General features: G+C 72.5%; 13 protein-coding genes. 6 read left to right on the plus strand and 7 right to left on the minus strand.

Annotation, left to right across the window (positions count from 1 at the left end; translation table 11 throughout):
* Nucleotides 1-51: 51 nt before the first annotated feature.
* Nucleotides 52-1,002 (plus strand): SRPBCC family protein, encoded by a 951-nt coding sequence (locus tag VA596_RS37420; protein WP_323333633.1) that lies wholly within the window; start codon nt 52-54, stop codon nt 1,000-1,002.
* Nucleotides 999-2,174 carry a zinc-dependent alcohol dehydrogenase gene (locus tag VA596_RS37425; RefSeq protein ID WP_323333635.1) on the plus strand — a complete coding sequence of 392 codons (1,176 nt, stop codon included), beginning with the start codon at nt 999-1,001 and terminating at the stop codon, nt 2,172-2,174. Before VA596_RS37420 ends, VA596_RS37425 begins: the two co-directional genes overlap by 4 nt.
* Here the strand turns inward: VA596_RS37425 and VA596_RS37430 are convergent.
* Nucleotides 2,164-3,216: an AraC family transcriptional regulator gene (locus tag VA596_RS37430; RefSeq protein WP_323333637.1), complete on the minus strand. Its 1,053-nt coding sequence runs from the start codon at nt 3,214-3,216 to the stop codon at nt 2,164-2,166. The two genes, VA596_RS37425 and VA596_RS37430, sit on opposite strands and share 11 nt — an antisense overlap.
* A gap of 140 nt (nt 3,217-3,356) precedes the next feature.
* Between VA596_RS37430 and VA596_RS37435 the strand changes: the two genes are divergently transcribed.
* Nucleotides 3,357-3,728, plus strand: a complete 372-nt coding sequence (locus VA596_RS37435) for an STAS domain-containing protein (RefSeq protein WP_323333638.1) — start codon at nt 3,357-3,359, stop codon at nt 3,726-3,728.
* A 4-nt stretch (nt 3,729-3,732) separates the two neighbouring features.
* Here the strand turns inward: VA596_RS37435 and VA596_RS37440 are convergent, their stop codons facing one another.
* On the minus strand, nt 3,733-4,857 hold the full coding sequence (locus VA596_RS37440; protein WP_323333640.1) for a hypothetical protein: 1,125 nt from the start codon (nt 4,855-4,857) through the stop codon (nt 3,733-3,735).
* Between the two features lie 230 nt (nt 4,858-5,087).
* Between VA596_RS37440 and VA596_RS37445 the strand changes: the two genes are divergently transcribed.
* Complete coding sequence (locus VA596_RS37445; RefSeq protein WP_323333643.1) at nt 5,088-6,701, plus strand: alpha-amylase family protein; 1,614 nt, start codon at nt 5,088-5,090, stop codon at nt 6,699-6,701.
* A gap of 191 nt (nt 6,702-6,892) precedes the next feature.
* Here the strand turns inward: VA596_RS37445 and VA596_RS37450 are convergent, their stop codons facing one another.
* The 5 genes from VA596_RS37450 to VA596_RS37470 all read right to left on the minus strand — a co-directional run bounded on the left by VA596_RS37450 (nt 6,893) and on the right by VA596_RS37470 (nt 12,269).
* Nucleotides 6,893-8,518 carry a glycoside hydrolase family 13 protein gene (locus VA596_RS37450; protein WP_323333645.1) on the minus strand — a complete coding sequence of 542 codons (1,626 nt, stop codon included), beginning with the start codon at nt 8,516-8,518 and terminating at the stop codon, nt 6,893-6,895.
* Nucleotides 8,519-8,546: 28 nt separating this feature from the next.
* On the minus strand, nt 8,547-9,266 hold the full coding sequence (locus VA596_RS37455) for a DUF2267 domain-containing protein (RefSeq protein ID WP_323333647.1): 720 nt from the start codon (nt 9,264-9,266) through the stop codon (nt 8,547-8,549).
* Between the two features lie 78 nt (nt 9,267-9,344).
* Nucleotides 9,345-9,944, minus strand: a complete 600-nt coding sequence (locus VA596_RS37460) for an MEDS domain-containing protein (protein ID WP_323333649.1) — start codon at nt 9,942-9,944, stop codon at nt 9,345-9,347.
* Nucleotides 9,941-10,564, minus strand: coding sequence for an MEDS domain-containing protein (locus VA596_RS37465; protein WP_323333651.1), 624 nt, complete (start codon nt 10,562-10,564; stop codon nt 9,941-9,943). Before VA596_RS37465 ends, VA596_RS37460 begins: the two co-directional genes overlap by 4 nt.
* A 13-nt stretch (nt 10,565-10,577) precedes the next feature.
* Nucleotides 10,578-12,269, minus strand: coding sequence for a PucR family transcriptional regulator (locus VA596_RS37470; protein WP_323333653.1), 1,692 nt, complete (start codon nt 12,267-12,269; stop codon nt 10,578-10,580).
* A 331-nt stretch (nt 12,270-12,600) separates the two neighbouring features.
* Here VA596_RS37470 and VA596_RS37475 point away from each other — a divergent pair, with 331 nt between their 5' ends.
* Complete coding sequence (locus VA596_RS37475) at nt 12,601-12,948, plus strand: hypothetical protein (protein WP_323333655.1); 348 nt, start codon at nt 12,601-12,603, stop codon at nt 12,946-12,948.
* Nucleotides 12,948-13,937 (plus strand): Hsp70 family protein, encoded by a 990-nt coding sequence (locus VA596_RS37480; RefSeq protein ID WP_323333656.1) that lies wholly within the window; start codon nt 12,948-12,950, stop codon nt 13,935-13,937. The genes VA596_RS37475 and VA596_RS37480 overlap by 1 nt, the downstream gene beginning before the upstream one ends.
* Nucleotides 13,938-14,009: the final 72 nt, after the last annotated feature.

The following is a 14,009-nucleotide window of genomic DNA, read 5'->3' on the forward strand; positions in this document are numbered from 1 at the left end:
CCACACCGCCTCAGCTGGATTAGGTGGATTCCCGAGGGGTAGCCGCCGTCGATGGCAGAACGGACGAAGAAGGAAAAGGTGCGACGGCAGGGCCGGCGGCTCGGCTGGCTGAGCCTGGGCCTCGGCGTGGCCCAGCTGGCGGCCCCGCACGCCGTACGCCGGATCAGCGGCGTCGACGACTCCGCGACGTCGCGGGCCGTGGTGCCGGTTGTCGGGATGCGGGAACTGGTCCACGCGGCCGGGCTCCTGACCGGCCGGCGGAAGGGCGTCTGGGCGTGGACCCGGGTCGCGGGCGACGCGATGGACCTGACCGCGCTCGGCCTGGCCCTCGCCCACCGCGGCGGGCACCGCCGGCGGCGGCTCGCCGGGGTCACCGGCGCCGTCGCCGGGATCACGGCACTGGACCTGCTGACCGCCGTGCAGGCCACTCGAATGGATGACACACGCAAAGGAGATCCCGTGGAACTGACCGCAGCAACCACCATTCGCAAACCCGCGCCGGACGTCTTCGCGTTCTGGCGCGACCTGGAGAACCTTCCGGCGTTCATGGCGCACCTCGAGCGGATCCGCGCCACCGGTGACCGGACGAGCCGCTGGTCGGCCAGTGCCCCGTTCGGCCAGAACGTCGAGTGGGACGCGGAAATCACCGAGGAGACGGCGGGCGCCCTGATCGCGTGGCGCTCGACCGGGAAGGCCGACGTGCCGAACTCCGGCACCGTCCGGTTCGCGCCCGCACCCGACGGGGAGAGCACCGAGGTGCACGTCGCCCTGACCTACGAGATCCCCGGCGGCGCGGTCGGCAAGGTGGTCGCCCAGTACTTCGGCGAGGAACCGCACCAGCAGCTCGACGACGACCTGCGCCGGCTCAAGCAGGTCCTGGAGACCGGCGAGGTCGTCCGGTCCGACGGCGCCCCCTGGGGCAAGCGGGCCCGCAGGGAGTTCCCGCAACGTCCGGCACAGCCGCTGTCGGACGCCGAGCTCGAGAAGGGAGCGGACGCATGAGGGCCAACACCTGGGCGGGCCGCAACAAGGTCGAGGTCCGCGACGTCCCGGACCCGAAGATCCTGAACCACCGCGACGCGATCGTCCGGATCACCTCCACCGCCATCTGCGGCTCGGACCTGCACCTGGTCGACGGGTACATCCCGACCATGCAGGACGGTGACATCCTGGGGCACGAGTTCATGGGCGAAGTGCTCGAGGTCGGCTCGGGCGTCGACCCGGGGCGGCTGCGCGTCGGCGACCGGGTCGTCGTGCCGTTCCCGATCGCCTGCGGCGCGTGCGCCGCCTGCGCCGCGGAGCTGTACTCCTGCTGCGAGAACTCCAACCCCAACGCCGGGATCGCGGAGAAGATGTTCGGTCACCCGACCGCCGGGATCTTCGGCTATTCACACCTGACCGGGGGCTTCGCCGGCGGCCAGGCGCAGTACGCGCGGGTGCCGTTCGCCGACGTCGGCCCGATCAGGATCGAGTCGGACCTGACCGACGAGCAGGTGCTGTTCCTGTCCGACATCCTGCCCACCGGGTACATGGGCGCCGAGATGTGCGACATCCGCTCCAGCGACGTCGTCGCGGTCTGGGGCGCCGGCCCGGTCGGCCAGTTCGCCATGGACAGCGCCCGGCTGCTGGGCGCGGCGAAGGTCATCGCCATCGACAAGGAGCCGTACCGGCTGGAACTGGCGGAACGGGCGGGCCACATCCCGGTGAACTTCGAGGAGGCCGACGTCCGGTCCCGGCTGCTGGAGCTGACCGGTGGCCGCGGCCCCGACAAGTGCATCGACGCCGTCGGGCTGGAAGCCACCCACGGCAGCGCGCACGTTGCGGCCTACGACCGGATCAAGCAGGCCGTGCGCTCGGAGACCGACCGGCCGCACGTACTGCGCCAGGCGATCATGGCGTGCCGGAGCGGTGGCGTGGTCTCGGTGATCGGCGTCTACGGCGGCCTGCTGGACAAGTTTCCCGCCGGAGCGTGGATGAACCGGTCGCTGACCCTGCGGACCGGGCAGTGCCACGTGCAGCGCTACATGGAACCGTTGCTGCGGCACATCGAACGCGGCGAGCTGGATCCGACCCGGATCATCTCCCACACCCTTCCGCTGGAGCAGGCCGACCGCGGTTTCGAGCTGTTCAAGAACAAGCAGGACAACTGCGAGAAGGTCGTCCTCAAACCCTGACCCGGCACGCCGCATCCGGCCACCGGCGAGCCCGGTGGCCGGATGCGGCCGCGTGGCGGCCGTGCAGGGTTTCCGAGGGCAGGACGCCGAACTTGCGGCGGTAGGCGGTCGCGAACCGGCCGGCGTGCAGGAAGCCCCAGCGTGCCGCGACCGCGGCGATGGTCGTGCCGGCGGGGTCGGCCGCCGCGAGCTCGCCCTGCACCCGCGTCAGGCGGACATCCCGCAGGTAGGCCATCGGCGGCAGCCCGAACCACCGCTGGAACCCCTCCTGCAGTGACCGGACGCTGACGGCTGCTTCACGGGCCAGGGTGCCCGAAGTCCACGGCCGGCCCGGGTCGTCTTCGATCAGCTCGACGGCCCGGCGCAGCGCCCGGGGCGGGGCCAGGGCCGCCGGGGCGTGCAGGTGGTCGCTGTAGTTGTTCGGCTGGGCCAGCAGCAGACCGGTGATCACCAGGCTCTGCAGGTGCGTGGCCGCCGCGGGGTGGTGCGTGATCCCGCCCGGCCGGTCCGCCTCACGCTCCAGCAGGGCCAGCACCTCGAGCCACGACCGCGCCGCCGGCGTCCCGAGATCCATCGTGGTGGTGAAGCGCAGCCGCTCGCCCAGCGGCCGCCCGAGCTGCCGCCGCAGCTCCAGTTCCAGCTCGTGCCGGTCGATCATCAGGCAGAGCTGGGCACACGCGGCTTCCCACCGCAGATCGGCCGGGTGGCCCGGCATGAACACGGCGGCCCGGCCAGGTCCGGCGAACACCGGTTCCCCGGAGCCGCAGCGCTGCTCGCACCGGCCGGCGACCGGGATGTTGACGTGGTAGTCACCGGCGTCGACCGTGCCGAGCCGGACCGCACTCCCGTAACGCAGGTAGCCCGCGGTCACCGCGCCCACCCGGACCGCGTTGAGCCGCATGTCCAAGCCGATCGCACGATCCAGCACCTCGAGCCGATGCGGCAGGTACGTCCGGGTCACCGCCTCGTGCGCTTCGTCGACGTCCCTCGCGCGAGCGACCGGATGCCCGGGCAGCAGCTCCGTCCGCGGCAAGCCCGTCACCCGCGGAACAGTAACCGGTCCGGTCGCGCTCACGCCAACGCGGGTACTGGACGGAGTGCCGCGCGAACCGGCTGTACGGGAGCAGCGCCGGGCGCTTCACTGGGAGGGCCGGCGCAACTACCGCAGGGAGAAAAGGGCAAGTGACGGACCAAGACCTGCCGACGAGGCAGCCGGTACTGGTCGAGCCGCTGGACCACCTCAGGCCGGGTGCCCGGTTGCTGCGTCCACGCGGCCGGTTCCACGCGCGGACCGGGATCGAGCTGATGACCCTCATCGACGGGCAGCGAGCACAGGCCCTCGACCTCCTGATCCTCGACCTGACCGAACCGGCCGCCTTCGGGCCGGTGGCCCTCCAGATCGTCGTGCAGATCGCGACGGACCTGCGCCGGGCCGGGGTCGGGTTGCGGCTGGTCGGCTCGGAGCAGGCCATCGGCTCGCCCTTGACCGTGGCAGGTGTGCGTTCCCTGTTCACGCTGCACGCCACCGTCGGCGAAGCCCTCACCGCCCGGTGACCGCTCAGTCGTCACCGCCGTTTTCCCCTTCGCCGGCACGCTCGCGGTTGCGCTCCTGCCGCTCCCGCTCACGCCGGCCGTAGGTCGCCCGGCGGACGCGTTCCTCGTCTTCGACGCTCGAACCCACCGCCCCGGCGACGATGCCCACCGAAGTCGCGAGCCACACCAGCTTGAGGTACGACGCCGGCCCGGCCGGGTGGCCCAGGACCTGTCCCAGGTAGACGCCTTCGACCAGGACGATCGACGCCCCCAGCGCCAGGGCGAACAGGATGGCGTACATGCAGGCGACACCGATCGACAGCGTCAACGCGGTCGAGGCGTTGTACAGCAGGGCCTTCCGCCGGTCGAGGTGCCCGGACGGCGAGTCCCACAGGTGGTTGTGCACCATCAGCCAGCCCGCCATGACCACGATCGCCAGTACCGTGATCCCGGCCAGCCGCAGGTCGGGAAGCGCTTCCGCGAGCTTCCAGAACGAAGTCGTGATGATGCCGTACGCGGCGGTGGCCGCCGCGGCCGCGGTGGCCCCGGCGAGGTGGGGCACCAGCCGCCACGGGCGGTTGTCCCGGATCATCCCGGCGAGCAGCCGCGCCCGGCCCCGCGCACCCACCAGGGCCAGGTGCTGGTCGGCGGAGCCGCGGCCGTGGATGTGCCGCGTCGGCGTCACGACGTCCCGCAGCCGGTCGAGGATCCCCTTCGGGGGGTCGGCCTCCTTCGCCGAGCGGCGCGCCACCAGGTGCCGGACCAGGTGGACGATCAGCCGTGACACCCGGCCGCGCAGGCGCAACGCACCGAGCGCGGGCAGCGACACCATCGCCACCCCGTGGTCGGCGTTGTAGTCCGACGCGATCGGCACCGTCCCGGCCCGCCGCGGAAGGTCGGTGATCAGGACCAGCAGGTCCCAGCCGTGCTCGGCCCGGCGCTCCTGCGCCAGGGCCAGCATGGGAATGTTGCCCTCTTCGTCCAGGGAAAGGGACTGCGTCTCGTGCTCGACGCGCCAGGCGGTCTCCCGGCCGAGGTCGCGGGCCAGCCGCGCGGGCAGGCCGTCCGCTATTCTCCCGGCGAGCTGCCCGGGAAACCCGTCATCGGTCAGGAGCCCCACCACGAGGGCCTCCGGCGTGCGCTGGGTCATGGTCAAGCCTTTCCTCGGTCGTCGAGGTCGGAGCCCCGGGTTCCCGGCCCGGCCACCGGTAAACGGCCGGGCTTTCGCCCTCCGGATCACCGGGTGCCGCCCGTCGCACGACCGAAAAGGACGATGCGCACCGACGGCCCGACGCCGAACCGGCTTGTGCCAAGGGATTCCCGTTCCCCGTCACCGGGCCACGGCGTTTGACCCGGAGACCGGCGGGTAGCCGCCGAACCGTGCACCGGTGGTACCGCAACGGGGTGATCTACTCCCTCGACATCGAGACCTTCCAGGACTCCGACGACGACGGGGTCGGTGACCTGCGCGGCCTCACCGACCGGCTGGACTACCTCGGCCGGCTCGGCGTCGACACCGTCTGGCTCAGCCCGTGCCACCCCTCGCCGCGCCGTGACGGCGGCTACGACATCACCGACTACTACGGCATCGACCCGCGCTTCGGGACTCTCGGGGACTTCGCCGAGCTCGTCAGCCAAGCCGACGAGGCCGGTATCCGGCTCGTGCTCGACCTGGTCGTCAACCACACGAGTGACGAGCACCCCTGGTTCCGGTCGGCCCTCTCTGGGCGGTCGGCGCCGTACCACGACTGGTACGTCTGGGCCGACGACGAACCGGCCGACCGGTGGGACGGCGCCGTGTTCCCCGGGTCCGAAGAGGAGACCTGGACCTACGCCGAGAGCGTCGGCCGCTGGTACCGGCACCGGTTCTACCGCTTTCAGCCCGAGCTCGACGTCGAAAACCCGGCGGTGCGGGCCGAGCTGGCCAAGATCGTCACCTTCTGGCTGCGCCTCGGCGTGGCGGGTTTCCGGATCGACGCGGCCCCGTTCCTCATCGAGTCACGCGGGCGACGGGACTTCGGTCTCCTGCGGCAGCTGCGGGAAACCGTTTCCTGGCAACGCGGGGACGCCATGCTGCTCGCGGAGGCGAACGTACCCGAGGACGAGCTGCTGGAGTACTTCGGCACCGCGGACGACGAAGCCAGCCGTGCGACGATGCTCTTCGACTTCCGGCTCAACCAGGCGTTGATGCTCGCGCTGGCCCGCGGCGACGCCGACCCCGTCCGGGAGCGGCTTCGGTGCTCGCCCCGGCTGCCGGGCCAGGCCCAGTGGGCGACCTTCCTGCGCAACCACGACGAGGTCGATCTCAGCGGCCTGTCCCCGGAAGAGCGCGGCGACGTGCTCGGCCGGTTCGGGCCCGAGCCCCGCATGCAGCTCTACGACCGCGGCATCCGGCGCCGGCTGGCCTGCATGCTGGACGGCGACCGGCGGCGCCTGGAGCTGGCCTACAGCCTGCTGCTGACCATGCCGGGCAGCCCCGTGCTGCGCTACGGCGACGAGATCGGCATGGGCGAGGACCTGACGCTGCCCGAGCGCACCGCGATCCGCACGCCGATGCAGTGGTCCGACGGGCCCCACGGCGGGTTCTCCCGCGCGCCGGCCGGGCAGCTGGTCGCCCCGCCCGTCCAGGGCGGGCCGTTCGGCTACGAGCGGGTCAACGTCCTCGGCCAGCGCCGTGACCCGAACAGCCTGCTGACCTGGTTCGAACGGGCGCTGCACACCCGCAAGGAGTGCCCGGAGATCGCCGTCGGCACGCACGAACCCGTCGACGGCGGCCCGCGGGAGGTCCTGGTGCACCGGACCGGAACAGCGAAGGGCCGCATGGTGTTCGTGCACAACCTGGGCCCCGCCGAGCACCGCGTCCGCATCCCGGCCGGGCCGGACGACCTCGCGCTGGCGGTGTTCGAGGACGGCGGCTACGACGATCGGATCGATCCCGCGGACGTCGCCGTCGCCGGCCACGGCTACCGCTGGATCCGGCTCGTCACCGCCTGACCAGCCACACCGCGGCGTCCACCGGCGGCTCGCGGGCCACCGGCACCCGCGCGCCGGCCGACAGCTCGACGGGCCCGGCGGACAGGTTCACCGCCGCACCCACCGGCACCCCGCCACCCTCCGGCGGCCGGCCGGCCACACCCCGCGCACCGCCTACCGGCTCCACGGAGCCAACCGCTGGATCCGGCTCGTCACCGCCTGACCAGCCACACCGCGGCGTCGACCGGCACCCGGCCGTCCTCCGGCGGCACGCTGGCCTGCAGCACCCGCGCGCCGTCCGGCAGCTCGACGGGCCCGGCGGACAGGTTCACCACACACTCGAAGCCCGGCTCGCGCGCGAACCGCAGCACCCCCTCGGGCGCGGGCCGCCACGTCATCGTCCCGTCCCCCAGCGCCGGGTGCTCTCGCCGCGCGGCGAGAGCGGCGCGGTACAGGCCGAGCATCGACTCCGGATCGTCCTCCTGCGCCCGCACGGTCAGCGCGCGCCACCGCAGCGGCTGCGGCAGCCACGTCGGCACGCCGGCGTCGGTGAAGCCGAACGGTGGTGCCGTTCCCGACCACGGGAGCGGCACCCGGCAGCCGTCCCGCCCCCGCTGGGTGTGGCCGGAGCGTTCCCAGGTCGGGTCGGTGAGCGCGTCCTCGGGCAGGTCCTCGACCTCTTCCAGCCCCAGTTCCTCGCCCTGGTAGAGGTACGCGCCGCCGGGAAGCGCCAGCATCAGCAGCAGCGCCGCCCGGGCCCGCCGCCTGCCCAGCGGGAGATCGGCCGGCTCGGCCGGGCAGGGGTGGTCCTCGACCCGGGTGTTCGCGCGGCCGAACCGCGTCACGTGCCGGACGACGTCGTGGTTGGACAGCACCCACGTCGCGGGCGCCCCCACCGCGTGCAGGGCTTCCACCGTGCAGTCGATCACCGAACGCAGCGCCCCGGCGTCCCACGAACAGCGGAGGAAGTGGAAGTTGAACGCGGTGTGCAGCTCGTCCGGGCGGACGTAGCACGCCAGCCGGTCCGGCCTCGCGACCCACGCTTCGGCGACGAACACCCGGTCCGGGCCGAACTCGCCCGCGATCTTGCGCCAGGTGCGGTAGATGTCGTGCACGCCCTCGAGGTCCCAGTGCGGGTGCCGGCCGCGGTCCGGCGGCCGCATCCGGTCTTCGTGGCCGGATCCCAGATCGGGGAAGGCCGGGTCCTTCACGAGGCCGTGGGCGACGTCGATGCGGACGCCGTCGACGCCGCGGGAGAACCAGAACCGCAGCAGGTCCTCGAAGTCGGCGCGCACTTCCGGGTGATCCCAGTTCAGGTCCGGCTGCTCGGGGGCGAAGAGGTGCAGGTACCACTCGCCGTCCGGCACCCGCTTCCACGCGGGACCGCCGAAGACACTGCGCCAGTCGTTGGGCGGCAGCTCGCCGTCGTCGCCCCGCCCGGGCCGGAAGTGGTACCGCGCCCGTTCGGGAGAACCGGGCCCGGCGGCCAGCGCGGCCCGGAACCACCGATGGCGGTCGGAGGTGTGGTTCGGCACGACGTCGATCAGCAGCCGCAGGCCGGCCCGGTGCACTTCGGCGATCAGCTCGACCGCGTCCGCGCCGGTCCCGAACACCGGGTCGACGGCCCGGTGGTCTTCGATGTCGTAGCCGCCGTCGACCATCGGCGAGCGGTACCACGGGGTCGTCCACACCGCGTCGACACCCAGGTCGGCCAGGTAACCGAGCCGCGCGCGCAGACCCGCCAGATCGCCGGTGCCGTCCCCGTTCGAGTCGGCGAAGCTGCGGGGGTAGACCTCGTAGACGACGGCGTCACGCCACCAGTTTTCGGAGTAGTCCATCGCACCCGGGTAGCCGCTCCGGCCGCGCTCAACCAGGCCGGCCACCGGAGCCCACCGCGGCGACGGCCTCGTCGATCCGTTCGGCCAGCCACAGATCCGGTTCGGTGACGACGCCCTGCCGCCCGGTGCGCAGCCGGAACGTCACCCCGCCGTCGGCCCGCTCGACGTGGGCGTGGTCGTTCATCGCCCGCGCCTCGCGCTGCACGCGCTCGACCAGCGGGGTGATCCGGTCGGCGGGCAGCTGCACCGTGCGCTCGATCCCGTGCCGGTCCCCGGACCACCCGGTCAGGTGACGCAGGCCGCGGGCCACCTCCTCGTCCGACAGCCGCGTCGGGACCTCCGGCCGGTGGCTCGCCGCGTCGCGCGGCGACTCGCCCGCGGGAGCGAGCGTCTCCACGACGGCGCGCGGAAGCCGTCCGCGCAGCTCCTCGGCGAGTGCGGGATCGGTCCGGGCGAGCGCGGTCAGGACCGCCTGGGTCAGGTAGCGGCCCCGCTCGGGGGTGGTCCGCAGCCGCCGGGCCACGGCCGCCTCGACATCGGTGCCCGACTCCAGGTTCGCCGGCCCGGGGTCACGCACCGGTCCGGCCTCCGGGCTGGGCAGCCGGTCGGCCAGCCACCCGCGGGCGGCGTCCGGCAGGCACCGGGCGAAGGCGGCCATGACCGCGGCGAGCACGGCCCTCGCTTCGGCCGGGTCGTCCAGCTCGGCGACGTCTTCGACGGCGGTCAGCCACTTCTCGTGCCGTACCACGGCAGGCTCCCTTCCTCGGGTGCTTTCGGGATCGCGTACCCGCCGATCCGCCGTTCACACGAAGAAGGAAGCAGCGAGCTACACCAGGGTCGCCGGGGGCAGGTAGTACGGGTTTTCCAGCAGCACTCCGCACATCAGCACCTGCGGATGGGTCTTGAGCAGGTCGAGCACGATGTTCTCGCGGTACCGCGAGAGGTCGTACATGCACAGGATCGCCTGCGGGTAGCGGCTGGTGAAGTCGTTCAAGGCGGCCTCGTACCGGAACAGCTCGGTCAGCCCGGGCAGCTGCGGGTGCCACCAGCGCGCCTCCGCGCCGAGCCGGACGAACCCGTAGCCCGCGGCCATCGCGGCGGACACGGCCTCGTCCCAGAACGCGATGATCCGGTCCACGCTGAACTCCTCCGGCGACAGCAGCCGGTCCCCCGCCGCCCGGATGTCCAGCTGCGCGGAGCCGACGCGCCCGTCGATGTCGTCGACGTCTTCGCCGAGCCGGTCGACAAAACCGGCGACCTCGTCCTCGTGCACGCCGAACAGGCACTTTTCGCCGGCCCGCAGGCCTTCGCTCAGGAAGGGCAGCAGAACGCGGTCCCGATCCTCCTCGCCCACGTACAGCGCGCAGATGTGCTGACCCGGCTCGATGACGACGCCGGGCGTGCCGAACTTCCGGGAACCGGTCATGACGGCATACTCCGTTCGCTGTCGGCGTGGTGACCGATTTCCGCCGACGAGAGGTAGTAGGGGTTTTCGACGAGCATCCCGGCCGTCCAGACCTTCGGGTGTGCCTTGATCAACGGGACGATCAGGTCACCGCCGAACAGGTCCAGGTCGTAGAAGCACAGCACCACCAGCGGCAGGCCCTCCCCCCATGCGGTCACCGCGGCCTCCTCGGCGAGGAGCGCGTTGATCAGCGCGGAACCCAGCCGGGGCGCGGCCCAGCTCATGTCGCCGGCGATGCGCCCGACCGGGTGGTCACCGGTGCCGAGCTTGCGCTGCGCCCAGCCGTCCAGCATCGCGAAGAGCGCGTCGGGCGCGAACTCACCGTCTCGGAGGTGGCCGTTTTCCGGCTCGGTCAGCAGGAGGTCGCCGTCGTGGGCCAGCCGTTCGCGGAAGTGCTTCCGCTCCCCCTCCGCGGCCAGGTAGAACACGGCGTCCCCCGCCCGCATGCCTTCGGTGAGGAACGGGACCAGGAGGCGGTCCCGCTCGGCTCTTCCCCGGTGGAAGACGCAGAGGTGGTCACCCGGCGCCAGCGCGGCTCCGCCGAGGGCCACCTCGTGATCGGTCCGATCCTTCTCGTCCATCGTCCTCCTCCGGTCACGGCGATCCGCGCAGTACCTGCCACACCCGGGTGGCGAGGTGCAGGTTCAACCTGCTGTCCACGTCGTTGAGGTCGAGCTCCGTGATCTCCCGGATCCGGCCGAGCCGGTAGCGCAGCGTGCTCCGGTGGATCATGAGCGCGGCCGCGGTGTCGCCGTAGCTGCCGCCGCACTCGAGGTACCGCGCGAGCGTCGGGACCAGCTCGGCGTTGCGCCGGGTGTCGTAGTCGAGCAGTTTCCCGAGCCACTCGTCGACGAACTCGACGACGTCAGCGTGGTTCTGCCCCGTGTCGAGGATGCGGTAGATCCCCAGCTGGTCGAACCTGGTGACCCCGTTCGAGGTCTGCGAGCCGCGCCGGATGTCGAGCGCCCGCACCGCCTCCTCGTAGGACTTGGGCAACCGTCCCGGGGTGTCGCAGCGGCTGCCGACGCCGATCGCCCCCTCGGCACCGAGGCTTTCCGACACCGAGGCGAACAGCGCCGGCGCGTCCAGCCGCCCGGCGACCAGCAGCACGACCGCACCCGTGTGGCGCGACACGAGCGAGACGAGCCCGAGCGTCGTCACGGCGCGCCCCGTCGCCTCGGCGACCACGTCTTCGGCCAGGTCATCCGACCACCGCAGCACGACCACGTGGTGCGGACGGCGCAGATCGTGCCCGATCGCCTCGGCACGCGCGTACGCGCTCCCGTCGTCGGTCCCGGCGATGAGGTCGTCCACGAGGTCGCGGCGCAGCCGCAGCTCGGCCTCGGCCAGGCTGCGCTGGTGCGACAGCTCCAGCGCCAGCACGGTCGAGCCGTACTCGAGCGCGAACACCTCGTCCGCGCCGGCGGCCCGCGCGGGGTCGATCAGGGCGAGCACGCCGAGCACCTCGTGCCGCGGCCGCACCAGCGAGACGAGCCGGTCCTTCACCCGGACCGGTTCGGGCCGGGTCGCGGCGTGCCGGAGCAGCTCCTCCCGCCGGGGCGCGCCGACCTTCGGGTACGGGTCGGGCCGGCCGGGCCCGCCCCACGCGCGCAGGTTGCCGAACCGGTCCTCGATCGCCACCGGCAGCGCGGTCAGCTGGTGCAGCGCGTGCGCGATGCCCGGCTCACCGGCTCCGGAAGCCGAGATGGTGGACAGCACGTCGTGCACCTGCGTCTGCTGCTTGAGCCGCTCCACCGACGTGGACAACTGGTCGTTGAGCTCCCGCAGCACCACCGACTGCCGCCGCTCCCGCTTCAGCAGTGTGGCGCTGGCCAGCGCCGCGGCGGTCTGCTGGCCCAGCGAGTTGAGCAGGAAGACCTCGTCACGCGAGGGAGGCCGCTCGGCCCGGACCACGAGGTGACCCGTCAGGCCGCCCAGCCCGCGCAGCGCGTGGCACCAGCGCCACTGACCGTCGGCCAGCTCGATCCGGCCGCTCTGCCCGCCGAGCTCGCCGACGGCCGCGGCGAGACCGGGATGCGCTTTCTCCGCACCGTCCTGCGGAATGGCCGCACCGTTTTCGTCGACCAGATAGGTCGCATCGGTTGTGCAACCACTCAGCGACGAAACGGAGGTCGCGGCCAGCCGCATGATCTCCGCCGCCTCACGGCCGTCGAACATCATCATCGAAATCGCGAAAAGACCGTAGAGATTGGACAGCCGAGCGCGCCACCAGCTGTCCGTTGTCGCTTCCTGGCCCCGCGGGACCGCACCGTCCTCGGGCGTCATTTTTCGTCCTCCCGACGCCGACCTGGTGATGCGCACCCTACGCCGTCGGCAGCTGTTCTGCCGGGCCGAGAGGACTCCCGGAAATTCGGCCTGCCGGGCGCACGCGGGCACCGCGTGGCTTTGCCATGGTGGAACACATCGGACGGACACACTCCGCCACCACTCGCCAGGGGCGAAATGCGGGAAAGCCTGCCCGACGGGAAACGCACGCGAAATCGGTTCGGACCGGACACTCCCGGTAGGACGATCCGTCCCGGACCGGGACCAGATCATGACTTTGCCGCGGTTCGATCCCGAGCCGAAGAACACGCGAACGCCCAGGAGACGAGCCATGACCGCACCGCCGCGCGCGACCGCGCCTGCCCCGCGCCACGCCGCCGAACGCGTGCCCCTCGCTTCGCACGACGACCATTGCGACGCGGAGCGTGCCGTCGGCTTCCTCTCCGACCAAGGGTTTCCGATGCAGCAGACCGCCGTCATCGGCCGCGACGTGCAGCTGGTCGAGCAGATCGGCCGGCTGTTCGGCCTGGCCCTCCACGCGTTGCAGCGTGGCCGCCGGGACTTCGCGTCGGTCCGCGCGATGACGCCGACCCGGTACGAGGTCGTCGCCGACGCCGGAGTCGCCGAGGAGGCCCGCGCGCAGCCGGCGAAGCCGCGCCCTGTGCCGGGGGGTGCGTGATGGCCGGGGCGGCCGGGATCGACCCCGGCACCACCAACGCAGTGGTCGCCATCCGGGAGACGGGCGCGCCGCGGATCGTCCCCGGTCCGGAGGGAGCCCGGACGGTCGCCGGGTTCACCGGAAGCGGTGACCGGCTGGTCGGCCGGCAGGCGATCCGCCACCACAGGGGCAGCCTCCACTCGGCCAAGCGGTTCATCGGCCGCACCTTCGACGAGGTGCCCGGCGAGGCCGAGGCGGTCGGGTTCGCCGTCGCCGAAGGCGCGGGCGGTGTCGTGCGCTTCGACGTCCGCGGCGAGCCCCACTCGCCGGAGGAGATCAGCGCGCAGGTGCTGCGCACCCGGGCCGAGGACGCCGGGCTGACCGCCGCGGCGCCGGCCTGCGGACTGCACTACCGGCGGCACGAGACCGTGCCGGTCTTCGACCTCGGCGGGGGCACGTTCGACGTGAGCCTGCTCGACGTCGGCGACGGCGACTTCGACCGCCGGCTGGTGGACTTCCTCGCGGACGGGTTCGCCTCGGACAACGGCATCGATCCGCGGCGGGACGCGCAGGCACTGCGGCGGCTGTTCGAGGCGGCGGAGAAGGCCGAGGTCGAGCTGTCGCCGGTCGCCCGGACGAGGGCCGACCCGCCGTTCATCACCGGCGAAGCGTGCGGGCCGAAGCACCTGACCACCACCGTCCGGCGGACGGAGTTCGAGCGGATCACCGCCGTGCGGAGCCTGGTCCGCCGGCTGACGGGCGGCAAGGACCCGAACCCGGGCGTCGACCCGGACGAGGTCGTCGCGCTCGACGTCACCCCGCTGCGAGGTCGCGGCCGGCAACCGGGTGCTCGAGGGCATCCGGCCGGCACCCGTGGCGAGCCGCGGATCGAGGTGACGTTCGACGTCACCGCGCACGACAAGGACACCGGCACCGAGCAGGGCATCACGATCACCGAATGCTCCGATCGAGGCCGGTGCGAGATCGACGCCGGCCTCGATCGGGTGTGAGGAAACCATGGCCACCACAGGGAAATCCACGGAGCCGGGGGGACACCCTCCGTGGTCGCCGCCGGGACGGGC

This window comes from Amycolatopsis heterodermiae (assembly GCF_034929455.1).
Taxonomy (GTDB): Bacteria; Actinomycetota; Actinomycetes; order Mycobacteriales; family Pseudonocardiaceae; genus Amycolatopsis; species Amycolatopsis heterodermiae.